The organism is Flavobacterium sp. (assembly GCF_030146175.1).
Lineage (GTDB): Bacteria > Bacteroidota > Bacteroidia > Flavobacteriales > Flavobacteriaceae > Flavobacterium.
In genome coordinates this window covers 14,389-40,425 of the sequence record NZ_JASLCE010000053.1, presented here as the reverse complement: position 1 = coordinate 40,425, position 26,037 = coordinate 14,389, and the positions used below count along the sequence as shown (strand labels likewise).

Sequence of the window (26,037 nt, the reverse complement as noted above, 5' to 3'; positions counted from 1 at the left end):
ACACCTAATTTGTCTACGATAATCGCTTTTACTCTTGATGCAATGTCTGACATAATCTTTAATTTTAAAATTTAATTTGTTGGCAAAAATAAAAAACTTTATTTTAAAACAACATTTTAGTTAATAAATGTAGCTACGAAAATAAAAAATTAATTTGAAAAGGCTCTCAAAAACTGTTTAATATCATTTATTATTCTTTTTTTTGCGGTCTGAAAAACAAAGGATAAATGAGAAAGATCGTCATATTTGCCTCGGGTTCGGGAAGCAATGCAGAAAAAATAATTTTACACTTTAAAAATAGTAATTCAGGGGTTGTTTCGGCTGTTTTTTCGAACAAACCGGATGCAAAAGTGTTAGAGAAATCCCAAAATTTAGGAATTTCGACCGTCGTTTTCGACAAAAATGCGCTTTCTGACGGTACCGTTTTGACAAAAATTAAGACAATCGATCCCGATTTAATCGTTTTGGCCGGCTTCCTTTGGAAGTTTCCGGAGTCGATAATCGAACAATATCCGGGAAAAATTATAAACATTCACCCGGCTCTATTGCCAAAATACGGCGGAAAAGGGATGTATGGAATGAATGTACACCGCGCCATACTCGAAAATGGCGAAAAAGAAACCGGTATCACGATTCATTATGTAAACGAACAGTATGATGAAGGCGGAATCTTGTTTCAGGCAACCGTATCGGTAGAAGGTTGTACCACACCCGAAGCCATCGCGGCCAAAGTTCAGGAGTTGGAACACGAGCATTTTTCAATAGTAATCGAAAACTTATTAAAAGCATAAAGTGCATTCTCACGAAGTACATATATATACAGACGGTGCGGCAAAAGGAAATCCGGGCCCGGGCGGTTATGGCGTAATCCTGCAATGGGTAGGCAAACCGTATAAAAAAGAATTTTACGAAGGATTCCGATTAACAACCAATAACCGAATGGAATTGCTGGCGGTAATTGTTGGCCTGGAAAAACTTAAAATTCAGGGAACAAGTGTTTTGGTGGTTTCGGATTCCAAATATGTGGTCGATTCCGTTTTAAAAGGATGGGTGTTCGGATGGGAAAAGAAAAACTTCGACGGCAAGAAAAACCCCGATCTGTGGATGCGTTTTCTAAAGATATACCGCAAACACCGCGTCGATTTCAGATGGATCAAAGGGCATAACAATCATCCTCAAAATGAGCGTTGTGACCAATTGGCGGTAATGGCTTCACAACAGGAAAAGCTTTCGGTGGATACCTATTATGAAAAAGTGCAGCACGATTAACGATCGTATTGTAAAACTTTACCATTACTTTGTGAGGCTGAATCGTTGCAACTCTGAAACTTATGAAGTATATTTGCACCCTAATTTTCAACACGTTTTATGAACAAACTATTAATTGTAGGTACCGTTGCGTTTGATGCGATTGAAACGCCATTCGGAAAAACTGACAAGATTCTAGGTGGGGCGGCAACGTATATCGGATTGTCGGCGTCATTTTTTAATATAAAATCAGCTATCGTTTCTGTTGTAGGAGAAGATTTTCCGGAAGCGTATTTGGACTTGCTTCGAAATAAAAACATCGATATTTCGGGAGTGGAAGTGGTTAAAGGTGGAAAAACGTTCTTTTGGAGCGGACGCTACCATAACGATTTGAATTCCAGAGATACCTTGGATACCCAATTAAATGTATTAGCGGATTTCCAACCGAAAGTACCGGCCGATTATACCGATGCCGATGTGGTTATGTTAGGAAACCTGCACCCGATTGTACAAAGCAGTGTTCTGGATCAGATGACAACGCGTCCGAAATTGGTGGTATTGGATACCATGAACTTCTGGATGGATTGTGCACTACCGGAATTACTGGACGTAATGAAACGAGTAGATGTAATTACCATTAACGATGAAGAAGCGCGTCAGCTATCAGGAGAATATTCGCTGGTTAAAGCGGCAGCCAAAATTCATACAATGGGACCAAAATATGTAGTGATCAAAAAAGGAGAACACGGAGCGTTATTGTTCCATAATAAAGATGTTTTCTTTGCACCGGCTTTACCGCTGGAGGAAGTTTTTGATCCGACTGGAGCCGGAGATACTTTCGCAGGAGGGTTCTCAGGATTTATTGCACAAAGCGAAAACATTTCGTTTGGCAATATGAAAAATGCAATTGTATACGGTTCGAACTTAGCCTCGTTCTGTGTAGAAGAATTCGGAACACAACGTATGGAGCGTTTGGAAAAACACGAAGTACTGTCCCGACTACAACAGTTTAAAGCGCTGACACAGTTCGACATCGCATTACAAGATTAACGGAAACATCCGAAGCCTCGAAACGGGGCTTTTTTTATTAATACACAACAACAACACAACAACTATGAGTGACGCAATAAAACACGAGTGTGGCATTGCCCTTTTACGATTAAAAAAACCATTATCCTTTTATAAAGAAAAATATGGTTCTGCGTTCTACGGAATACAGAAAATGTATCTCTTAATGGAGAAACAACATAACAGAGGACAAGATGGAGCCGGTTTGGCAAGTATTAAACTGGATGTGGAACCGGGAGAACGCTATATTAGCAGAATTCGTTCCAACCAGTCACAGCCGATACAGGATATTTTTGCGCAAATCAATCAGCGTATAAACGAAGAATTGACCGCACATCCGGAATATAACGATAACGTGGATTTACAGAAACAGGAGATTCCCTATATCGGAGAATTGTTTTTAGGACACGTACGGTATGGGACTTTTGGTAAAAACAGTATCGAAAGTGTACACCCGTTTTTACGTCAGAACAACTGGATGCATCGCAACCTGATTGTGGCCGGAAACTTTAACATGACCAATGTTAAAGAATTGTTTGACGACCTGGTTCGATTGGGACAACATCCAAAAGAAATGGCCGATACGGTTACCGTAATGGAAAAAATCGGACATTTTTTGGATGATGAAGTAACCGATTTGTACCAACAATGTAAAAACGAAGGATTAAGTAAAAGAGAAGCGTCACCGGAAATTGCAGAACGTTTGGATATTGCCCGTATTTTACGACGCGCGTCCAAAAACTGGGACGGAGGATATGCTATGGCGGGACTTTTAGGACACGGCGATGCTTTTGTAACCCGTGATCCGGCTGGAATCCGTCCGGCATTCTATTATCAGGATGACGAAATCGTAGTTGTAGCGTCCGAAAGACCGGTGATTCAAACCGTATTTAACGTACCGTTTGAAGCCATCCGTGAAATCACACCGGGACATGCGATTATCGTTAAAAAAGACGGAAGAGTACTGGACGAACAGATCCGCGAAGCCCTACCGTTAAAAGCCTGTTCGTTCGAAAGAATTTATTTCTCAAGAGGAAGTGATGCCGAAATTTACCAGGAACGCAAAGAATTAGGGAAGTTGATCATGCCGGCGGTTCTGGAAGCAATCGGAAACGATACCGATAATACGGTGTTTTCTTATATACCGAATACAGCGGAAACCTCTTTTTATGGAATGGTCGAAGCGGCACAGGATTTTTTAAACCAACGTAAGATTTCCGATATTTTAGCGAATAAAGAAGTGTTGACGGCCGAAAAATTACAGGATATTTTATCGGTAAAACTCCGAACCGAAAAAGTAGCGATTAAAGATGCGAAACTGCGCACCTTTATTACCGAAGATAGTAGTCGTGACGATTTGGTGGCACATGTATACGATGTGACATATGGGGTGATCAATCCAAGTGACAATCTAGTGATCATCGATGATAGTATTGTACGGGGAACAACCTTAAAAAAGAGTATTATCAAGATGATGGATCGTTTGCATCCGAAGAAAATCGTAATTGTCTCTTCGGCACCGCAAATCCGTTATCCGGATTGTTACGGAATTGATATGGCCAAGCTGGAAGGTCTGATCGCATTTCAGGCTACATTAGAGTTGTTGAAAGAACGCAATCTGTACCATTTGGTAGACGAAGTGTATCAGAAATCAAAAGCACAGGAACACCTTCCGGATAATGAAGTGGTAAACTATGTAAAAGAAATATACGCACCGTTTACAGATCAGGAAATTTCAGACAAGATTGCCGAGATGTTAACTTCGTCGGATGTTAATGCTGAAGTGAAAATCATTTTCCAGACCGTGGAGAATTTACACACGGCTTGTCCGAAAAATTTAGGGGATTGGTATTTCACAGGTGACTATCCAACCAATGGTGGTAATCGCGTAGTGAACCGTGCTTTTATGAACTTTTACGAAGGTAAAGACGCCCGCGCGTACTAACAAGTAGTTAAAAACACGCTTTTTATCGAATTTATTAGTAGATAATCTGATTTTTTTGATAGCAAAAAGCATTGACAATACATTTGTATCACCATAGCATTAGTAGGTTAAGTTTATGGTAGATTTGGGGCAAAAAGGGTGGAATTCTATTCCACCTTTTTATTTTATGATCAATAAAAAACCCCGACAGTAGTACCATCGGGGCTATTTGTAGTTGTTATTTTAGATTATTTTGCAGCTGCATAACGTTTTGCTACTTCAGCCCAGTTAATCACATTGAAAAATGCCTCAATATAATCCGGTCTTCTGTTTTGATAGTGCAAATAGTAGGCATGTTCCCAAACGTCCATTCCTAAAATAGGAGTTCCGCCACATCCGATACCGGGCATTAACGGGTTGTCCTGATTTGGAGTTCCGCAAACATCAAGTTTTCCACCTTTCTGAACACATAACCATGCCCATCCGGAACCAAATTGTGTCGCACCTGCTTTTGAAAACTGCGCTTTAAATTCGTCAAAAGAACCAAAAGAAGCATTGATAGCCTCTGCTAATTCTCCTGTTGGTAATCCGCCTCCGTTTGGCGACATCACTTCCCAGAATAAATTGTGATTGTAAAAACCACCACCATTATTACGAACAGCTGCTTTAGACAAATCAAGACCGTTAAGGATTTCTTCGATTGTTTTGCCTTCTAAATCCGTTCCTGCGATTGCAGCGTTTAAATTCGTAGTATATGCATTGTGATGTTTAGAATGGTGAATCTCCATTGTACGGGCATCAATATGAGGCTCTAACGCGTCATAGGCATATGGAAGTTTTGGTAATTCGAAAGCCATAGTATTTTTATTTAAAGATTAGTATTAATTTTATTCAAAATTATAAATTATACTTTGGAATAAAAAATAGTAATTTTCTATTCTGATATTGGTAATGCCAATATAAACATTTCTTAATTGTGGAGAAAACTGCTTTTTCAATTTATGACGCTTCCGCCGGATCGGGTAAAACCTATACGCTTGTCAAAGAGTATCTTAAAATTTTATTGACGGCCGATTCGAATGATGCGTATAAAAAAATCCTGGCCATAACTTTTACCAATAAAGCCGTAGAGGAAATGAAAACCCGGATTGTAAACGGTTTGTCGGAGTTCTCAAAACCCGATACCAATGACAAAGCTTTGGAGTTGATGAAGGATATTTCGGCAGAAACGCGGCTAAGTCTGGCGACCATTCAGGACAAATCGAAAGCGATCATCAAAAATATTATCCATAATTATGCGTCTTTCGATATTTCTACGATTGATAAATTTACCCATAAAGTAATCCGTGCTTTTGCGCACGATCTGAATTTGCCGGTAACCTTTGATGTTTCGTTGGAAACGGATTCGCTTTTAATGGAAGCCGTGGACGCCATTGTGGCTAAAGCGGGTGAGGAAAACGAACTGACAAACCTATTGGTCGATTTTTCCGTGGATAAAACCGATAACGACAGAAGTTGGGATGTGACCGGAGAATTGTTGGATGTGGGCCGATTATTGCTCAATGAAAACAACCGGAACGAGGTTCAGAACTTTGAAGGCAAATCGATCGAAGAGTTTTTGGCGGTTAAAACCAAACTAAAAGAAGCCGTGTCGTATCTCGATGCCGATAGTGTGGCTAAGGCGGATGAAGCCATGGCGCTGATCGAAAGCAAAGGAATCGACCTCAAATCATTTTCCCGCGGAACGTTTCCTAATCATTTGGGGTATATCCAAAAAGGAGAATTAAAAAGTTCGCATAAAAAGTTTCGGGAGATCGATGATATCGCGGTTAATAAAACAGCAAAAGATAAGGATATAATCGAGTCGATTTCCGGAGAGTTGATCACATTACTGGATGCGGTTTATAAAAACTATGAAAAAAAGAATTTTTATACGGCTTTTCTAAAAAACATCACACCGTTGTCGTTGTTAAACTCGATTAGTCAGGAGTTGGAACGGATTCAGAAGGAGCAAAATATACTGTCGATTTCGGAGTTTAACGCGATCATTTATAAAGAAATTCAAAACCAGCCGGCGCCGTTTATTTACGAACGTCTGGGCGAACGTTACCGTCATTTTTTTATCGACGAATTTCAGGATACGTCCGAAATGCAATGGCACAATCTGATTCCGTTAATCGACAATGCGCTGGCCAGTGAAGATTTGTCAGGCGTACGCGGATCGCTGATGATTGTGGGCGATCCGAAACAATCCATTTACCGTTGGCGCGGTGGGAAAGCAGAGCAGTTTATCGCGCTGAGTAAATGCCATAATCCGTTTTCAAACCCGGATAAAAAACTCGTCCGACTGGAGAAAAATTATAGGAGTTACTCGGAAATCATTCAGTTTAACAACGCTTTTTTTGCGATGCTGGCCGATGAGTTTTCAAACGAAGACTATCAGGATCTTTACCGCAATCACAGTCACCAGGAAAACAATTCCAAAATAGGGGGTTATGTGAATATTTCATTTATTCCCGAAACGGTCGAAGTAACCGATGAAGACGGAGAAGAAACAAACGACAAAGAACAGTTATACCTGAAAGCGACCTTAAAAACTATATTTGATGTCGTTGCAAAAGGGTATGCCTACAAAGATATTGTGTTGCTCACGCGAAAGCGATCGTCGGGTGTCGCGTTGGCAAATTACCTGACCGAAAACGGAATCAAGATATTATCGTCCGAAACCTTGCTGATCGAAAATGCAACCGAAGTACGATTGATTTTAAACGTGCTGCGTTACCTGAAAAACAACAACGACAAAGAGTCCAAAGCAGCCTTTTTATATTTTGTAGCGCGGCATCGTCAAAACCAGTTGCAGATTCACGATTGTATTGAACAGGGGATGCAACAGGAAACGGAAGCGGCACTCGAAAACTGGTTGCGGGAACTCGGAATCGGAATTTCATTTGATGAATGCCGGAAGAAATCGCTCTATGAAACCGTCGAAATTATAATAGCCGTTTTTATAAAAGAAAAAAGTACCATTTCCTATGTGCAGTACTTTTTGGATCTGGTATTGGAAAGAGACGTGCGAACCCAGTCCGGGATTGCGGATTTTCTCGATTACTGGGATAAAAACGGATCCAAATTTAGTATTCCGTCGCCCGAAGGAAACAATGCGGTTCGCATCATGACGATCCATAAATCCAAGGGGTTGGAATTTCCGGTGGTGATCTTTCCGTTTGCAGAAGAAAACTATGCTGCGGCACCGCGGAATAAGATGTGGCTCGAAATGGAAGAAGATGAATTTGCGATTTCCAGAGCCTTGGTCGATGCCAAAAAAGAAGTATCGGAATACGGTGGAAAAGCCGCCGAAGTCTATGAAGAAAAAAGTCAGCAGGACATTCTGGATAACATCAATGTTTTGTATGTGGCGTTAACCCGTGCCGAAGAGCAATTGTATATTATTTCCGGGCGCAACATCAGCAGTAAAGGGGAATTACAAAATAACATGTCGTCGTTCTTTATCAAATACCTCGATTTTCAGGGTGTTTATAATGAGGATAGCATGGTGTTTGAATTCGGAGAACCGAACCGACAGTCGATAGGAGGAAGTTACACCGACACGCAACAGCTAATTGTGGAAGTAAACGAAAAGCTAAATCCAAAAGCCATCAAGATTGCCCAACGGGAAGCATTGATGTGGGGAACCACACAGGAAAAAGCAATTGAATTCGGAAATATACTACACGAAATCCTATCGTTTATAAAAACCAAAAACGATATTCCGCTGGCTTCGATAAAAGCACAGGAAACCGGATTGATTGTCCGGATGCAAAAAGAAACCGTCGAACAGACGTTGCACACGATTGTAAATCACGAAGAGCTACGGCTGTTTTTCGAAGAAGCCGATGCTATCTATAACGAACAAAGTATCATTAAAAAAGACAGTAGAACCATTAAGCCCGATCGCGTGGTTATACGCGGAACAACGGCCTATTTACTGGATTATAAAACCGGAGCACATCAGGCCAAATACGCCCGTCAGTTGGAAGAATACGAACTGGCCTTACGGGAAATGGGTTATGAGGTTGCGAAAAAAACACTGGTATATATAGGGGAAACGTTAAATGTGATACATTTGTAACCGGAATAATAATAACCGAATAAACAGCATATCATGTACGGAAAAATTAAAGCGCATTTACAGAACGAATTAAATGCCATTCAGGATAACGGATTGTTTAAAAAAGAACGTATCATCACGTCGCCACAAGGTGCGGAAATCACCATTTCGACCGGTGAAACCGTATTGAATTTTTGTGCGAACAACTACCTCGGATTGTCATCGCATCCGGAAGTGGTTCAGGCGGCAAAAGACGCTTTGGATACACACGGATTCGGAATGTCGTCTGTTCGTTTTATCTGTGGTACGCAGGATATTCACAAAACATTAGAGCGAAAAATTGCCGATTTCTACGGTACGGAAGATACGATACTGTATGCGGCTGCTTTTGATGCCAACGGAGGTGTTTTTGAGCCATTATTAGGCGAAGAAGATGCGATCATTTCCGATAGTTTAAACCACGCTTCGATTATCGATGGGGTACGTTTGTGTAAGGCGGCCCGTTACCGTTATGAAAACAACAATATGGCCGATTTGGAGCAGCAGTTGATCAAAGCGAATGAAGAAGGAAGACGCTTTAAGCTGATTGTAACCGACGGTGTTTTTTCGATGGACGGTTTGGTAGCGCCATTGGATAAAATCTGTGATTTAGCCGACAAATACGATGCGATGGTGATGGTAGACGAATGTCACGCCGCCGGATTTATCGGAGCGACCGGAAAAGGTACGCTGGAGGCTAAAAATGTAATGGGACGTGTGGATATTATAACCGGAACATTAGGAAAAGCCTTAGGTGGAGCGATGGGTGGTTATACAACGGCCAAAAAAGAAGTAATCGAAATTTTAAGACAACGTTCAAGACCGTATTTGTTTTCAAATTCATTGGCACCGTCTATTGTGGGCGCGTCGATTAAAGTTTTTGAATTGTTGGAAAAAGATACCACATTGCGCGACAAACTGGAGTGGAATACGAACTATTTTAAAGCGGGTATGAAAGCGGCCGGATTTGATATCATCGATGGCGACTCTGCAATTGTACCGGTAATGCTTTATGATGCAAAACTTTCGCAAGTAATGGCAGATGAATTACTTAAAAAAGGAATCTACGTAATTGGTTTCTTTTTCCCGGTGGTTCCAAAAGATAAAGCAAGAATTCGGGTACAATTATCTGCAGCCCATTCTAAAGAGCATTTAGACAAGGCTATAAGCGCTTTTACAGAGGTTGGAAAGGCATTGGAAGTAATTCAGTAAGAAGTTTTTAGTAAGAAAAAGCGAATTTTTTAACAAATTGCTTTGTAGTTAATATTTTACATCTTACTTTTGCTGTAATTATAACGTATTGTAATTAAATAAAAAAAGTATGAGACATCTAAACAAATTATTCGTAGCAGCATTGATGTTTGCGGGTCTAAGTTCGCAGGCTCAGGATAGCAATAACCCTTGGGCTATTACTATTGGTGCGAATGCTGTAGACACTAGATTCAGCGCTAGCAAGAAATTAGAAGACCAATTTTCACAGTTTTTTAACGCAAAAGCCAACTGGAACATTATTCCATCAGTATCTTTTGTTAACGTTTCCAGACACATTGGAGATAACTTCTCTTTTGGCGTAACTGGATCGGTAAACAAAATCACTAAATTTGTTGAGCCAAGAGTTACAGTACCTGGAGATTACACTGTAGTAAATCCTGGAGATTTATCTTACTACGGAATTGATGGGGTTATTAACTATAGCTTCATGAACCTGATCGGATCTAAAGTTATTGATCCGTCTGCACACATCGGTGGAGGTTATACTTTCTTTGGTGATGCTAGTACAGGAACCGTTAACGGAGGTTTAGGATTAACTTTCTGGTTCTCTGAAAACGTAGGTTTATCTTTCCGTTCAACTTACAAACATTCATTTGATGAGACAAGAGATCCGTCAGTAGACGTTCCTTCTCACATGCAACACTTCGCAGGTATTACTTTCAAATTTGGAGGTAAAGATACAGACGGTGACGGAATCTATGATAAAGATGACGCTTGTCCAGATGTACCTGGTTTAAAAGAATTCCAAGGTTGTCCTGATACAGACGGTGACGGAATTCCAGATAAAGATGACGCTTGTCCAGATGTAGCTGGTCCTAAAGAATTCCAAGGTTGTCCTGATACAGACGGTGACGGAATTCCTGATAAAGACGATGCTTGTCCTGAAGTAGCTGGTCCAAAACAATTCAACGGATGTCCTGATACAGACGGTGATGGTGTGCCAGATAACGTAGACAAATGTCCAAACGTAAAAGGTCCTAAAGAAAACGGTGGTTGTCCTTGGCCAGATAGAGATGGTGACGGTGTAGCTGATAAAGATGATAAATGTCCAGATGTTAAAGGAACTGTTGCTAACAACGGATGTCCTGAAGTTTCTGACGAGACTATCAAAAAATTAAATGCTTACGCTAAAACGATCTTGTTCAACTCTGGTAAAGCTACTTTCCAAAAACAAACTTTCCCTGTGTTACAATCGATCACTGCAATCTTAAAAGAGTATCCAAACTCTAGATTCAGCATCGAAGGACACACAGATAGCGATGGTAAAGATGCATTCAACCAAAAATTATCTGAAGAGAGAGCTAAAGCTGTTAAAGATTATTTAATCGAAAACGGAATTGACTTCGAAAGATTGTCTTCAATCGGATACGGTGAGTCTAAACCAATCGATACTAACAAAACAGCGAAAGGTAAAGCTAACAACAGACGTGTTGAGGTTAAATTAATCAAATAATTTCCCACACAAATAAATAAGGAAAACGCCCCGTTTATCGGGGCGTTTTTTTATTTTTATACTATGGCAACGTTTTCCTTTTTAGACAAGCTCAGTAGTGCGATTATCGAACAGTATCAGGATACTATCTCCAATATTGTGATTGTACTTCCCAACAAAAGAGCGCGTATTTTCCTGATAGAAGCCTTAAAAAAACAATTGCCGGGGACGCTTTTTGCTCCGGAAATCGTCAGTATCGAAGATTTTATACAGGATGTTGCCGGTATACGAACCTGTGATAATATCGAATTGTTGTTTGAGTTCTACGATGTCTACCTCGAAGTAACGCCACCCGAAAAGCAACAATCGTTCGAACTGTTTGCCAACTGGGCAAAAACACTGATACAGGATTTTAATGAAATCGATCGCTACCTGCTAAAACCGAGTCATATATTTTCATATTTAAAAGATATTGAAGATATCAAACACTGGTCGTTGGATCTGGAAAAAAGAACCACGATGATCGATAATTACCTCGAATTCTGGAAACTTTTACCGTTATACTACGAATCACTATACGATCATTTATTGCGAAAAGGAATCGGTTATCAGGGATTAATTTATCGGGAAGCAGTGGAAAACCTCAATCATTTTTCGGAAGCGCTCGGATCCAAAAAATTAATTTTTGCCGGTTTTAACGCTTTGAATCAAGCCGAAGAAAAAATCATACAACAATTACTGTTTAACGATCAGGCAAAAGTCTATTGGGATATTGACGCCGCTTTTTTAAATGATTCGTTTCACGATGCCGGTTTGTTTGTACGCCGTTTTAAAAAAGAATGGAAACAATATACAACCCAGCCTTTTGAGTGGATTGTAAACGATTTTAGCGAGGAAAAAAATATCCGGATCATCGGAACGCCCAAAACCGTAGGACAGGCTAAAATAGCCGGAAAGCTAATAGAAGAAATTCAGCTCGAAACCGAAAGTCTCGATAAAGTTGCTTTGGTTTTAGGAGAAGAAAATTTGCTAATTCCGGTGCTTTATGCCTTACCATCGTCGGTGGAAAGTCTCAATATCACCATGGGTTATAATAGTAAAAATAACCCGGCTCAGATTCTGATCAATAAGCTGTTTAAACTACATACAAACGCCGTTCAGCGAAACGAAAAAAGCTACGTTTTCTATTATAAAGAAGTGTTGGACATACTCACGCATCCATTGGTGGAACCCTACGTAAAAGCCGGATCGCTGGTTCAGGTGATCAACAGAAATAACATCACGTTTCTAACACATAAAAAACTATTTGAAATCCAGGAAAAACCATCCGCATTGTTTCAGTTGTTGTTTGAAAAATGGGATAATAATAATGTCGGACAAGTATTGGATCGATTGTCGCAAATCATATTGACAATCAAATCGTTTTTAAACAACGATAAGGAAGAAGACAAGCTGTCAAAAACCTTTTTGTACTCGATTTTTAAAGTCATCAATAAACTGATCAACTACCACGAAGCACATCCGAAACTGGATACGGTGAGTACGCTTTATACAGTGTACAAACAAGTGATCGATCTGGCGGAAGTCTCATTCGAAGGGGAACCGTTAACCGGACTTCAGATCATGGGGGTGTTGGAAAGTCGTGTTCTTGATTTCGAAACCGTGATCGTAACATCTATGAACGAAGGGAAATTTCCAGCCGGAAAAACCATGAATTCGTTTATTCCGTACGATGTAAAACGCGAATTAGGCTTGCCTACTTACAAAGAAAAAGACGCAATTTATAGCTATCACTTTTATCATCTGCTGTTACGCGCCAAAAATATCTATCTGTTGTATAATACGGAAAGTGAAGGTTTGGATGCGGGCGAACGAAGCCGATTTATAACGCAATTGGAAATCGAAAAGCAACCGGCTCATAACCTGTCGCATCAGATTTATAATGCCTTTTTACCGGACAAAGCCTACGAACCGGTAGCGGTACCAAAATCGGATCGGGTGATGGTGCGCTTAAAAGAAATCGCAACCGGGAAAGGGTTTTCGCCTTCGGGACTGACGACTTATATGCGGAATCCGATTCAATTTTACAACCAACGAATCCTGCGCATTTCGGAAGTGGAAGAAGTGGAGGAAAACATTGCGCTGAATACATTGGGAACGATTATTCATGCCACTTTGGAAGAATTGTATAAACCGTATGTTGGCAAATTCCTGTCGTTTACGGATATGGATTGGTTGTTTGCGATGGCCGATTCGGAAGTGGAAAAACAATTCCGATTGGTGTATAAAGAAGGGGAGATTTCGAAAGGAAAGAACCTTTTGGCATTTGAAGTCGCCAAACGGAATGTCTATAACTTTTTAAAAGAGGAAAAACGACAATTGGAAGCCGGTGATGTAGTTAAAATAATCGCTTTGGAAACGCCGTTGGAACGAACATTAGAAGATAGTCGGCTGCCGTTTTCGGTTAAAATTGCCGGGAATGTCGACCGGATCGAACAACGCAACGGGAAAATCAGGATTGTCGATTATAAAACCGGAAAAGTTTTAAAAAACAACGTACAGCTAAAAGATTGGACAGGTCTGACCGAAGATATCAAAAACGACAAAATCATACAGTTGCTTTGTTATGCGTTTATGTATGAAGAGAAAACGGCAGGTTTGGAAATGGAAGTGGGAATTGTGTCGTTTAAAAACATGCGAGGTGGCTTTATGCCTTTTGGTAGAAAAGTGGAAAAAGACTACGAAACGATTGTAACCCCGGATATACTTGCCGATTTCAGAACGCAGATTGTTATACTGATCAATGAAATTTTGAATCCCGAAATTCCTTTCGAAGAAAAAATAAAATAATTAAACGGTTTTAAAAAAATCGCGGAGTACGGTTAGCAGTTCGTCCTGATTTTCCAGATGACTCATATGGCCGTCGTTAAACGTGACCAGCTTTACACCGGTATTCTCGATTTGCTCCAGACTATCCTGATAATTTAAAACCGGATCTTTTTTGCCGAGAATAAGCATAATCGGATAGGGTGCAAAATGCAAAATCACTTCCCGGTCGTTACGGGTTTTCATCCCTTCGAGTGCGGCAATAATTCCTTGTAACGGTGTTTTTAAAGCTTCCGTTTTGGCGGTTTCAATTGCGTCGGCCAGTCGGTCGCGGTTATCTTCGCTAAAAAGATTTGCGATCGACATTTTAATAAAATTTGTATAACTCTGTTTTACGGCAACGATAGCCCGGTCACGGTTGCGTTTCCGCTCCTCACTGTCGGCTCTGGAAGTCGAATTTAAAAGTACCATTCCTTTTACGTGATCCGGATAAAGTTCGGCAAAAGCCAGCGCCACATAACCACCCATCGAATGCCCGATAAAAACGGCTTTCCGAATTCGAAGTTCGCTTAAAACCGTCTGAACGGCATCGGCCATATCTTCCATACTATGAATATATCCGATCGATTCCGATTGTCCGTGACCTAAAAGATCGATGGTAATAACGCGGTATTTTTGGGAAAACGCAGTCGTATAAAAATCCCACATTCCGGCATTTTCAAGAAAACCGTGCAAAAAAACAAGTGCGGTTCCTTTTCCGGTATCCGTATAGGCAATCTTAGCGTTTTTAAAAAGGGAAAACTTCAAAGTAAGCGGTTTTGATAGTGCAAAAATAAAGAATAAAGCGAGACGGCCGAAAAAGAAAACGGTTTGCAAACCAAAGCCGCAAACCGTTTTTATAATTCGTTTGATATCGTATTAGGAATTCATCAGGCTTTCGATTTCATCAGCCTCGATAGGAATATTACGCATCAGGTTAAACGGTTCTCCTTTAGCCTGAATCACCACATCGTCTTCAATTCGGATTCCGAATCCTTCGGCCGGAATATAAATTCCCGGTTCAATAGTGAAAACCATATTTGCCTGCATTGGCTCATATAGTAAACCATAATCGTGCGTATCTAATCCCATATGGTGTGACGTACCGTGCATAAAATATTTTTTATACGCCGGCCATTCCGGATTTTCGTTTTGAACATCCGCTTTGTCAAGCAAACCTAATCCCAGTAACTCAGACGTCATAATTTTACCGACTTCCACATGGTATTGTTTCCAGAAATTCCCCGGAACCAACATTTTGGCGGCTTCGTTTTTAACGCGTAATACGGCGTCATAAACTTCACGCTGTCTTTTGGTAAAACGTCCCGAAACCGGAATTGTACGGGTCATATCGCTGGAATAGTTGGCGTATTCGGCACCTACGTCCAATAACAATAAATCGCCGTCGTTACATTGTTGGTTGTTTTCGATATAGTGTAAAACATTCGCGTTATTACCCGAAGCGATAATCGGCGTATAAGCAAAACCTTTGGAACGGTTTCGTAAAAATTCGTGTGCAAATTCGGCTTCCACTTCATATTCCATAACGCCTGGTTTTACAAACGATAAAATACGACGGAATCCTTTTTCGGTAATGTTACAAGCCTGTTGGATCAGATCCAGTTCTTCGCTTTCTTTTACCGAACGAATGCGCTGTAAAATAGGATTGCTCTTTTCTACTTTATGTGCCGGATACGTTTCTTTCCACCATTTGATAAAACGAGCCTCACGTGTTTCTGTTTCCACAGAAGCGCGGTAGTGTTCGTTTGTGTTGATGTACATCGTATCGGCATAGGTCATCAGTTCGTATAAAACTTTTTTGAAATCCTGTAACCAATAAACCGTCTTGATTCCCGACACTTCAAAAGCGCGTTCTTTAGTAAGTTTTTCACCTTCCCAAACGGCAATGTGTTCGTTTGTTTCTCTAAGAAAAAGTATTTCTTTCTGATGTTCGTACGGAGCATCCGGGAAAAGCAATAAAACGCTTTCTTCCTGATCTACGCCCGACAGATAGAAGATGTCGCGGTGTTGTGCGAACGGAAGTGTACTGTCGGCACTAACCGGATAGATATCGTTGGAGTTAAAAATGGCAATGCTGTTTGGTTTCATAGCCGCAGTGAATTTCTTGCGGTTTTTGATAAAAAGGTTTCGGTCAATCTGATGGTATTTCATAACGAAATAAATTTAAGTATAGAACTTCAAATTTAGAGATTTTAGGTCGAAATGGTGTTAATGCGAATTTAAAATTTTGAAGAATTCATAATAATGGGTAATTTTCTGCCATGAAAAAAATACTATCACTCTTTATACCCCTGTTTTTTGTGACAATTTTGCAGGCGCAGGACAAAATGCCGTATCAGTTATTTGATAAAAAAGGAAAAAAAGCAAACTATGGAAAACTGCTAAAAGCGGCCGAAAAGGCGGAAGTGGTTTTGTTTGGCGAGCATCATGATAATTCGGTTGTTCATTGGTTGCAATTGGAGCTGACAAAAGATCTGGGTGAAAAAAGAGAAGTCGTATTAGGCGCCGAAATGATCGAAGCCGACAATCAGAAACAATTGGATCAATACCTGCGTGGCGAAATTGATCAAAAAGCATTTGATACGCTGGCAAGGCTTTGGAACAATCATAAAACCGATTATAAGCCTTTGGTAGACTATGCAAAAGAACATCGTAAACATTTTGTAGCTACCAATGTACCGCGCCGTTACGCCAGTATGGTTTTTAAAAAAGGACTTGAGGCTTTGGAGGCATTGACACCGGAAGAGAAAAACTGGATCGCGCCGTTACCGATAGCTTATGATGCGCAATTGCCGGGCTATGTTAAAATGATTGAAATGATGGGCGGTCATGGAGGGGATAACCTGCCAAAAGCACAGGCGATCAAAGATGCTACGATGGCCTATTTTATCCAAAAAAACCAAAAACCGGAATCGGTATTTATTCATTATAACGGAACGTATCACAGCGATAATTTCGAAGGAATCTATTGGTATTTAAAGAGAAATAACCCGGAAAGTAAGATAATTACTATTGCTACGGTTACGCAAAAAAATATTTCGCAATTAGAGGCCGAGCACTACAATAAAGCCGACTATATTCTCGTTGTAGATGAAGATGTAACCAAAACATACTGATTTAACAAAATCTTGGCAGGATTTTTGTTAGTAATGTTGTGTTAATCCAGGCTATGAAATTTAAAAGCATCATATTAATTGTATTACTTGCCATCGCATTCTTTTCGTGCGATGATAATGATGATGTAAAAAATGCCGAACCACACTTGGTAATGCGATTTAAGTTTGATGCGACACAGCCAAGATTGAACAATTTGGGCCAACCGGCGGCTATTACCGAAGGTAATGCGGCACAATCACCTTCGTTTAATGCAATCAGTTCGCATTATATGGAACTGGCACCCAATGCCAGTACGGCCTTAGGTATGGGGACGGTAGTGTACCATGCGCCCGAAACGATGGCAGGCGGCGAAAATGCCATTGATTTCAGTCAGTCGAAAATTGCTGAGGAAGGCGAAATCTTTTTGTCGATACCCTTGAGTCAAGTCGCAACAGGAAGTTACGAATGGATACGGACATCGCTTTCGTATCAAAACTACGATATTAACATATTGCATCAGGGAACCGATTATACCGGTACATTGGCTAGTTTTGTCGGTTTTAAAACCTATTTGACTACACATCATATCGGAAACAGTAGTTTTCCGGTAAACGGAAACCGCGAACAGGGATATTGGGCTTTGAGTGTAAACGGAATGCCGTTTTCAGGTCAGACCGCAACCGGAGCGACCACCGTTCCAAATCCGCTTTATGCAACGTCTCCGATTCCACCTAAATCGTGCGTCGTAACCGGTAAATTTGCCACACCTTTGGTGATCACCGGAAATGAAACCCGCGACGTCGAAGTGACGCTTTCGCTATCGGTAAACAACAGTTTCGAGTGGAAAGAAGTTCATGTGGATGGAAAATACGAGCCATCTGCCGGGGAAAATGTGGTCGATATGGGCTTAAGAGGCTTGGTGCCGACCTATCAGAAATAAAACTCCAAAAGTTATTCCGCTATAATTTAATAAGATAGGAAAATGAGAATATGCTTTTCTCAATACTATCGGACAAATACTTTAAATTCATTATAAATAAGCCTGAAAGGGTTGCGGTTAATTTGAAATAGCCTTATTTTTGTTTGATTTTTTTAAAAACTATTACAATCAAACACTATGGCGAAATCTGCACTTTTAAAGTCATCTATTGGAAAGAAATACTGGATGGCTCTTACGGGTTTATTTTTATGCTTGTTTTTGGTGGGACACTTAGCAGGTAATCTACAGTTATTGTTCGGTACACAATTGCAGTTCAACGAATATGCATTGTTTATGACAACCAATCCAGCGGTAAAAATTCTATCTTATGTTACCTACATTTCGATCCTTTTCCACGCGATCGACGGTATTCTTCTAACTATTCAAAACAAAAAAGCGAGGCCTATTGGTTATGCGAAGAACAATGCTGGAGCAAACAGTGCCTGGGCATCTAGGAATATGGCTGTTTTGGGAACATTGATTTTGATTTTCATTGCAACGCACATGGTAAATTTCTGGGCAAAAATGCACTTTACAACAATGCCGTTACAAAAAATCACAGTTGAAGCACAACCGGGAGCAACTCAGGATTTTTACCTGACTTCAGGATGGGGACAGGATAAATTTATTCCGGTACAAAGTGTTGATGGGGAAAATATCGTTATTGATGGACGTGATTTCTACTACACAAAACCACTTAAAGTGAAATTTGCAGAAGGATATAAAGATTTGCATACCATTACAATTGAATTCTTTAAAGACCCGAAATGGGGATTGGCATTCACAATTTTCTACGTGTTTTCTATGGCGGTATTAGCGTTCCACTTACTACACGGATTTAATAGTGCTTTCCAGTCGTTAGGAGCAAACAATCCTAAATACACCCCGGCGATCAAAGTTTTCGGAAAAGGATTTGCAATTATTGTACCGTTATTATTTGCTATTATTCCTTTATATATTCACTTCTTTAAATAATCCTATAATAGATAAAGATTATGGCATTAGATTCTAAAATACCTCAAGGTTCTATTTCGACGAAATGGACAGACTATAAAGATCATATAAACTTAGTGAACCCGGCCAACAAGCGTAACATCGATGTGATTATCGTTGGAACAGGATTGGCAGGAGGTTCGGCTGCTGCAACTTTAGCAGAATTAGGATATAACGTAAAAGCATTTTGTTTTCAGGATTCTCCACGTCGTGCGCACTCGATTGCAGCACAGGGAGGTATCAATGCGGCAAAAAATTACCAGGGAGATGGTGACTCAACTTTCCGTTTATTTTACGATACGGTAAAAGGTGGGGATTACCGCGCCCGTGAAGCAAACGTACACCGTTTGGCAGAAGTTTCGGCTAATATTATTGATCAATGTGTGGCTCAAGGGGTGCCTTTGGCTCGTGAATATGGCGGATTATTAGATAACCGTTCTTTCGGGGGTACTTTGGTATCGAGAACCTTCTACGCAAAAGGACAAACCGGACAACAGTTATTATTGGGAGCTTATTCTGCGATGAACCGTCAGATCGGACGTGGAAAAATCCAAATGTATAACCGTCACGAAATGTTGGATCTTGTAATTGTTGAAGGAAAAGCAAGAGGAATCATTGCCCGTAACCTGGTTACCGGAGAAATCGAAAGACATTCGGCTCACGCTGTAGTGATTGCTTCCGGAGGTTATGGAAACGTATTCTTCCTTTCTACAAATGCGATGGGAAGTAACGTAACGGCAGCCTGGAAAATCCACAAAAAAGGAGCGTATTTCGCTAACCCTTGTTATACGCAAATTCACCCAACCTGTATTCCGGTTTCGGGTGATCACCAGTCAAAATTAACATTGATGTCCGAATCATTGCGTAATGACGGTCGTATCTGGGTACCTAAAAAATTAGAAGATGCACAGGCAATCCGCGAAGGTCGTTTAAAACCGACGGATCTTGCTGAAGAAGATAGAGATTACTATTTGGAAAGACGTTATCCATCTTTTGGTAACCTTGTACCGCGTGACGTAGCTTCGCGTGCGGCAAAAGAAAGATGTGATGCCGGTTTCGGAGTAAACAAAACAGGAGAAGCGGTTTATCTTGATTTCGCCTCTGCGATCCAACGTTATGGAAAAGAGCAGGCAAAAATCAAACACTTAAACCCAGAGGATGCGGCTCTTGTTAAAAAATTAGGAACAGAAGTAGTAGCCAATAAATATGGTAACTTGTTCCAGATGTATGAGAAAATCGTTGACGATAATCCATACGAAACACCAATGATGATTTATCCTGCGGTTCACTATACTATGGGTGGAATCTGGGTAGATTATAACCTGATGACGACTATCGAAGGTTGTTATTCTATTGGTGAAGCAAACTTCTCCGATCACGGAGCGAACCGATTAGGAGCGTCTGCTTTGATGCAGGGTCTTGCCGACGGATATTTCGTATTACCGTATACTATCGGAGATTATTTGTCTAAAGATATCCGTACCGGAAAAATCTCAACCGATTTACCGGAGTTTATCGAGGCAGAGAAAAACGTTAGAGATCTGATTGAAAAATTAAGTAAAAATAACGGAACACATTCCGTAGACTACTTCCACAGAAAACTTGGAAAAGTAATGTGGGATAAAGTAGGGATGGCGCGTAACGCAAAAGGATTAGCAGAAGCGATGGAAGAAATCAAAGCCATCCGTGAAGAGTTCTACAGAGACGTTCGTGTACCGGGTGATGTTAACGGATTCAATCAGGAACTGGAAAAAGCATTACGTGTAGCCGATTTCCTTGAATTAGGAGAATTATTTGCGAAAGATGCTTTACACCGAAACGAATCATGTGGTGGACACTTCAGAGAAGAATATCAAACGGAAGAAGGAGAAGCACAACGTGATGACATCAACTTTGCGTACGTAGCTGCCTGGGAATACAAAGGAGATCCTAGAGAAGCCGTATTACACAAAGAAGAGCTGAAATTCGAAAATGTGAAACCGGTACAAAGAAGTTACAAATAATGTAATGTGTTAAGGGATCCTCTTAATACTTAATACTCAAAGTTATGAATTTAACGTTAAAAATATGGCGTCAGAAAAACGCTCAAGATAAAGGACAATTAGTTGATTATAAAATCAGCGATGTGTCACCGGATATGTCTTTCCTTGAAATGTTAGACGTATTAAACGACGGATTAGTAGAAAAAGGAGACGAACCGGTAGCTTTCGACCACGATTGTCGTGAAGGAATCTGCGGAATGTGTTCCCTTTATATTAACGGAGAAGCTCACGGACCGGACAAAGGTGTAACAACATGTCAGTTGCATATGCGTATGTTCAAAGATGGCGATACGATTTTTATCGAGCCATTCCGTGCTAAAGCATTCCCGGTAATTAAAGATTTAGTAGTAGACAGAAGTGCTTTTGACAGAATCCAACATGCTGGTGGATTTATTTCGGTAAACACTTCCGGAAATACACAGGATGCCAATGCTATTCCAATTCCAAAACACGATGCCGACAGAGCTTTTGACGCGGCAACCTGTATCGGATGTGGTGCTTGTGTAGCAACTTGTAAAAACTCATCTGCTATGTTATTCGTATCGGCAAAAGTTTCCCAGTTTGCCTTGTTACCACAAGGTAAAGTTGAGGCAGCGGAGCGTGTATTAAACATGGTAGAACAAATGGACAACGAAGGATTTGGAAACTGTACCAATACAGGAGCCTGTGAAGTCGAATGTCCAAAAGGTATTTCGCTTGAGAATATTGCTCGTATGAACAGAGAATACTTTAAGGCAAGTATCAAATAGGTTTAAAAAAATCACGATTTAAAACGCACCCTTCGTTCCGTTGGGTGCGTTTTTGTTTTTTACATCGAAATTATAGCCCGAAACCGTTTCTTTTGACAGAACTTTCATATTTTTATTAGATAAAACTCGCCAACATTAAAAATAATAACACAAGATGAAAGTCAGTATCATTCAGGCGCCGCTATTTTGGGAAAACCCGGAAGTGAACAGAAATTATTTCGCAGCAAAAATTCAGAATATACCCGAAGATTCCTTACTAATTGTTTTACCGGAAATGTTTAGTTCCGGATTTACAATGAATCCTGAAGAAGTCGCTGAGCCTATGAATGGTTCAACGGTGAATTGGATGAAACAAACCGCTACGGAAAAAAACTGCGCGATAACAGGTAGCCTGGTGATTAAGGAAGACGGGAATTTTTATAACCGCTTGCTTTTTGTCTTTCCAAACGGCGATGTCGAACACTACGACAAACGCCATTTGTTTTCTTTGGCGGGAGAACACAAAACCTATACGTCCGGCGGAACCGAACGTTTGGTGGTAAACTACCTGGGTTGGCGTATTTGCCCGTTAATCTGTTACGATTTGCGATTCCCGGTATATTCCCGAAATAACGACGATTACGATCTGTTGATTTATGTGGCCAATTGGCCGCAGGTGCGAATCCTGGCCTGGGATACACTTTTAAAAGCAAGAGCCATCGAAAATATGTCCTATGTAATTGGTGTCAACCGAATTGGCGACGATGTAAACCACAATTTTTATTCCGGTCATTCGCAGGTTTTGGATTACCTGGGGAATGCCTTAGTGGAACCGGTTGAAAAAGAAGTGGTCTTTTCGGTACAATTGGATAAAGAATTAATGCTGGCGAACAGAAATAAACTGGGCTTCCTGAGAGATAGGGATAGGTTTAATCTCCTTTAAAAACCTGATCTACGTCCCAATTGGCGCGTACATCAACTTCACCCTGGAAATAGAGTACTTCTTCCGGAAGCTCTTTTCTTAGGAAATTACCGGTATCCCATTTACGGTTTTTATTGTCGTCGTAGATAAGACGTAGGGTATAGGTGGCCGGATCGAGCAAATTGAAATCAATAACCGTTTCTTTTTCACTGTATTCCGACGCGATGGTTTTTCCGTTTTTATCGAGTATTTCCAGTATTACCGGAAAGCGTTTTACATGTTCAAGTCGGACGCGTAAATTTCCGAAATCGGTATTGCTACGCGTTCCCAGCGTATACTTTAAAGTGTCGTTCGGGGTTTCGTAAAAATCGGTCAAAGCGCCTGGAAATAGAGTTAACTTATACCGCTGATCGGCCTCTTTTTTAAAGTCGATTTCCAGTTTCTTTTCATACTCATGATACGTAAGTTGGAACGGTAGTACTGCCGTTGAATCTTTTACATTAATCAGTCTGATTTTTGTGTTGTCAATTTTTGAGATTGGAATCGACGGCGTAATGGTAAGAATATCTCTAAAACCAATTGTGCCGCTTGGTTTGGCTTCAAAAGACAAGGTATCGGCTTTGGCCTTCATTTCTTTTATTTTCGCGGTAAAATCTTTTGTATAATCGCCATTACGGACATTAATTTTTAAGGAGTCGGCCTTTATTTTTGGAAGCCAGATATACAAGGAGTCTTTCGAAGGATATTTTGTAATAACCGAACGAAGTTCCTCATTTCCTTTGGAAACCGTAATCTTGGTGTTTTTTGCTTTTTCCTTACCTTCAAAACCCATGATCAGTTTATTTGCGTTTTCCTGTGACGGTTTTTCGGCTTTAAAAGCGATCTCTTCTTTGAACAGATCCAATCGGAAAATCGTATCGTTAGGGATACGTATCGGTTTTTTAAAGAATGCAATTTTATCCGTTTTAGGGTTGAATTTGTAATCGTTGTTCTGGTCTTTAAGCGCTACAAGGTAATAATCGCCTTCTTTTACATTTTCAAGTGTAAAAACTTTTAAACTGTCCAGTGTATTGGTTACATAGCGAGGTTGTTGTTTAAAAACGGTTGAATCGGCAAATGTGCTTGCTTCATACAACATTACCGAAACAAAATTATCGGTTTTTATATCGTGTGCATCACGAATGATTCCGCCAATTTTTAAAGAATCAATATACGATCCGGTCGAGAAAACATATTTAAACTGCGAGTATGGATTTTGCTCGTTATTGTCGGAAATACTTTGCCCGAAATTAAAACTGTATGTCGTATTGGGTTGTAAAGTGTCCTTGATCTTAATCGTGATATATTTACTGGCGTAGCCCATTGGAATAATATCCGGAGCTTTTTTCATTGGAGGAGAAATGATCAACTGCTTGTTGATGTCTTTTACCTTAATATATTCACTAAAGTTGATTTTGATAAAATTACCGGTAAAATTAGTGCTGAAATTCTTAGGCGTACTAAAAGTAATCGTCGGCGGAATAGTATCTTTCGGTCCACCCGAAACCATACCTCTTTTGGCACAACTGGTTAGCAGTAGCGAAAAAACAACAATAAGAAAAGCGATGCGGTATTTCAACATGTTAGCAGTGATTTTAACAGCACAAAATAACGATTATATTCAGTGGAAAGAAAATCTTTTTGGAAAATCTTTGTAAAATTACGAGTCGGTATAGGCAATCGTGGCAATACTCAGCCTTGCTCCCGGAATTTTTAACAATTGTTTGCCACAGGCTTCCAATGTCGAACCCGTGGTTATCACATCGTCGATTAATAGGAAATGTTTTCCGCGACAGGAATTAATATCGCGAAGCGCAAACAGTTCCATATCGGTTTCGGTTCGTCCGAAAAGCGTCTTTTTGGTTTGGGTTTTCGAGTACCGCTTTCGGTATAATAGCTGATCGTTATAAAAAGTATGGAAACCGTCTGCCAAAGTACGACCAAATGTAGTCAGCTGGTTATAACCGCGTTCGTGCAACCGTTTTGGATGTAGCGGAACGGGAATGATATCGGTCACGGTTTGTAAATCAGGATTGGCTTCAAATCGGGCGAAGTACCATTCGGCGAGTAAAGTGCCAATTTCCTGTTGGCCTTTGTACTTTAAATGGTGGATAAGTTGTTGTGTAACACCATTTTTACGGTAATATAAAAGCGAAGATCCGTGGACTAACGGAAGCCGTCCGTAGAACTTTTTATAAGTCATATTGGCGTTGGTAATCGGATGATCGGTGTAAGGAAGCTCATGACGGCATTTAAGACATATAATCTTCTCATTTTGCAATAAAACGGAATTACAGCCAACGCAAATTGGCGGAAAAAGTAAGTTTATCAAGTTTTTTATCATTTCATCGATTATTTTTTTTGAATTACGGAAGGCGGAATACTTTTAGCGATTATTAAATAGAAATGGTACGTAAAAGCGCTACAAAATTAATTCAGGTAAGTGTTGGTGTACTGCTCATCGGAGTGTTCACCCTGTCTTTTAATTTATATCGGTTATCCGTTGAAAATAAGACGCTTAAAGATAAGCTTTCTCTGGAAAATTCCCTTCATAAGAATGAGCTTTTGGAGATTTTAAAGCGGTACGATTCGGTCAGTAATATGCTGGTCGGTCGAACAAAGGCCGCAATGACTCCTTTTAAGTCCACCGTGCCATCCAATACTCTTTTAAAAACTGTCGGAACCAGTCATTTTAAGACAGAAGTTGTAAAAAACAAACCGCTAAGTGCTAAAATTAAAGCGGAAAAACGAAAACCCGTTAAATCATTAGCCGAATCCGACACTCCTTCCGACAATACTGATGCGTCTTCAAAATACTTAAAAGCACTCAATGTTAGTGTAAGAGGCGTAAAAATCATCTACAGTGATTATCTGGAAACCAATCGTTCCAAAAAAATAGACCAGATCCGTATTTGTTATACCTTAGGTTATAATGAAACGGTTTCAAAAGGAAACCAGGAAATTTTTTATCAGATCGTTGATCCCGAACATATGGTACTGGCCAATTGTTCCCATCCGGATGAAAAATTCAACTGCGATTTAAGCTGTACGGCTAAAGGAATCGTATTCTACGAAAATAAATCCACCGATGTCTGCGCCTTTGTAGATGTGGATAAAAAAAAGCTGATCCGCGGCGATTATGAAGTGAACATAATCCATCAGGACCGTATAATCGGAACGGCGAATTTCCAATTTAGATAATTGGTGTAAAAAGTTAAAATTTCTCCTGTTTTTTACAATCTCTTTTTCCTATTTTTGCAA

The 26,037-nt window shown here is 40.2% G+C and carries 20 protein-coding genes; 15 read left to right on the top strand and 5 right to left on the bottom strand.

The window, feature by feature from the left end; genetic code table 11:
* Positions 1–227: 227 nt before the first annotated feature.
* The 4 genes from Q1R07_RS06640 (at position 228) to Q1R07_RS06625 (ending at position 4,261) form a co-directional block, all read left to right on the top strand.
* Positions 228–791, top strand: coding sequence for a phosphoribosylglycinamide formyltransferase (locus tag Q1R07_RS06640; protein WP_300487582.1), 564 nt, complete (start codon positions 228–230; stop codon positions 789–791).
* A 1-nt stretch (position 792) separates the two neighbouring features.
* Positions 793–1,269, top strand: coding sequence for a ribonuclease HI (gene rnhA / locus Q1R07_RS06635; protein ID WP_300487580.1), 477 nt, complete (start codon positions 793–795; stop codon positions 1,267–1,269).
* Positions 1,270–1,368: 99 nt separating this feature from the next.
* Entirely contained in the window at positions 1,369–2,298 is a 930-nt protein-coding gene (locus tag Q1R07_RS06630; RefSeq protein ID WP_300487578.1) for a PfkB family carbohydrate kinase, read from the top strand.
* Between the two features lie 64 nt (positions 2,299–2,362).
* On the top strand, positions 2,363–4,261 hold the full coding sequence (locus tag Q1R07_RS06625; protein ID WP_300487574.1) for an amidophosphoribosyltransferase: 1,899 nt from the start codon (positions 2,363–2,365) through the stop codon (positions 4,259–4,261).
* 227 nt (positions 4,262–4,488) lie between these two features.
* Here Q1R07_RS06625 and Q1R07_RS06620 read toward each other — a convergent pair whose 3' ends face one another.
* Positions 4,489–5,097: a superoxide dismutase gene (locus tag Q1R07_RS06620; protein WP_136403469.1), complete on the bottom strand. Its 609-nt coding sequence runs from the start codon at positions 5,095–5,097 to the stop codon at positions 4,489–4,491.
* A 119-nt stretch (positions 5,098–5,216) separates the two neighbouring features.
* Here Q1R07_RS06620 and Q1R07_RS06615 point away from each other — a divergent pair, with 119 nt between their 5' ends.
* The 4 genes from Q1R07_RS06615 to Q1R07_RS06600 all read left to right on the top strand — a co-directional run bounded on the left by Q1R07_RS06615 (position 5,217) and on the right by Q1R07_RS06600 (position 13,941).
* Positions 5,217–8,369 carry a UvrD-helicase domain-containing protein gene (locus Q1R07_RS06615; RefSeq protein WP_300487569.1) on the top strand — a complete coding sequence of 1,051 codons (3,153 nt, stop codon included), beginning with the start codon at positions 5,217–5,219 and terminating at the stop codon, positions 8,367–8,369.
* A gap of 33 nt (positions 8,370–8,402) precedes the next feature.
* On the top strand, positions 8,403–9,599 hold the full coding sequence (kbl, locus tag Q1R07_RS06610; RefSeq protein ID WP_300487566.1) for a glycine C-acetyltransferase: 1,197 nt from the start codon (positions 8,403–8,405) through the stop codon (positions 9,597–9,599).
* Positions 9,600–9,708: 109 nt separating this feature from the next.
* Entirely contained in the window at positions 9,709–11,112 is a 1,404-nt protein-coding gene (locus Q1R07_RS06605; protein ID WP_300487564.1) for an OmpA family protein, read from the top strand.
* A gap of 63 nt (positions 11,113–11,175) precedes the next feature.
* Entirely contained in the window at positions 11,176–13,941 is a 2,766-nt protein-coding gene (locus Q1R07_RS06600; RefSeq protein WP_300487562.1) for a PD-(D/E)XK nuclease family protein, read from the top strand.
* On the opposite strand, the gene Q1R07_RS06595 is transcribed toward Q1R07_RS06600, so the two are convergent.
* Positions 13,942–14,724 (bottom strand): alpha/beta hydrolase, encoded by a 783-nt coding sequence (locus tag Q1R07_RS06595; RefSeq protein ID WP_300487560.1) that lies wholly within the window; start codon positions 14,722–14,724, stop codon positions 13,942–13,944.
* 111 nt (positions 14,725–14,835) lie between these two features.
* A complete protein-coding gene (locus tag Q1R07_RS06590; protein WP_300487558.1) occupies positions 14,836–16,128 on the bottom strand; it encodes an aminopeptidase P family protein in 1,293 nt (430 codons plus the stop codon).
* A gap of 110 nt (positions 16,129–16,238) precedes the next feature.
* Here Q1R07_RS06590 and Q1R07_RS06585 point away from each other — a divergent pair, with 110 nt between their 5' ends.
* From Q1R07_RS06585 to Q1R07_RS06560, 6 genes are all read left to right on the top strand, one after another.
* Positions 16,239–17,093, top strand: a complete 855-nt coding sequence (locus Q1R07_RS06585; protein ID WP_300487555.1) for a ChaN family lipoprotein — start codon at positions 16,239–16,241, stop codon at positions 17,091–17,093.
* A 53-nt stretch (positions 17,094–17,146) separates the two neighbouring features.
* Positions 17,147–18,013, top strand: a complete 867-nt coding sequence (locus tag Q1R07_RS06580; RefSeq protein WP_300487552.1) for a hypothetical protein — start codon at positions 17,147–17,149, stop codon at positions 18,011–18,013.
* Between the two features lie 177 nt (positions 18,014–18,190).
* Entirely contained in the window at positions 18,191–19,027 is an 837-nt protein-coding gene (locus tag Q1R07_RS06575; protein WP_300487549.1) for a succinate dehydrogenase cytochrome b subunit, read from the top strand.
* Between the two features lie 20 nt (positions 19,028–19,047).
* Complete coding sequence (locus Q1R07_RS06570) at positions 19,048–21,048, top strand: fumarate reductase/succinate dehydrogenase flavoprotein subunit (RefSeq protein ID WP_300487546.1); 2,001 nt, start codon at positions 19,048–19,050, stop codon at positions 21,046–21,048.
* A gap of 44 nt (positions 21,049–21,092) precedes the next feature.
* The gene (locus Q1R07_RS06565) at positions 21,093–21,836 is read left to right on the top strand and encodes a succinate dehydrogenase/fumarate reductase iron-sulfur subunit (protein ID WP_300487543.1); all 744 of its coding nucleotides are present in this window, start codon (positions 21,093–21,095) and stop codon (positions 21,834–21,836) included.
* Between the two features lie 154 nt (positions 21,837–21,990).
* A complete protein-coding gene (locus tag Q1R07_RS06560) occupies positions 21,991–22,758 on the top strand; it encodes an amidohydrolase (protein ID WP_300487540.1) in 768 nt (255 codons plus the stop codon).
* On the opposite strand, the gene Q1R07_RS06555 is transcribed toward Q1R07_RS06560, so the two are convergent.
* Positions 22,745–24,358: an Ig-like domain-containing protein gene (locus Q1R07_RS06555; protein ID WP_300487537.1), complete on the bottom strand. Its 1,614-nt coding sequence runs from the start codon at positions 24,356–24,358 to the stop codon at positions 22,745–22,747. The two genes, Q1R07_RS06560 and Q1R07_RS06555, sit on opposite strands and share 14 nt — an antisense overlap.
* A gap of 78 nt (positions 24,359–24,436) precedes the next feature.
* Complete coding sequence (locus Q1R07_RS06550; protein ID WP_300487534.1) at positions 24,437–25,120, bottom strand: phosphoribosyltransferase family protein; 684 nt, start codon at positions 25,118–25,120, stop codon at positions 24,437–24,439.
* A 62-nt stretch (positions 25,121–25,182) separates the two neighbouring features.
* On the opposite strand from Q1R07_RS06550, the gene Q1R07_RS06545 reads away from it, so the two are divergent.
* Complete coding sequence (locus tag Q1R07_RS06545) at positions 25,183–25,977, top strand: hypothetical protein (RefSeq protein WP_300487532.1); 795 nt, start codon at positions 25,183–25,185, stop codon at positions 25,975–25,977.
* Positions 25,978–26,037 lie beyond the last annotated feature (60 nt).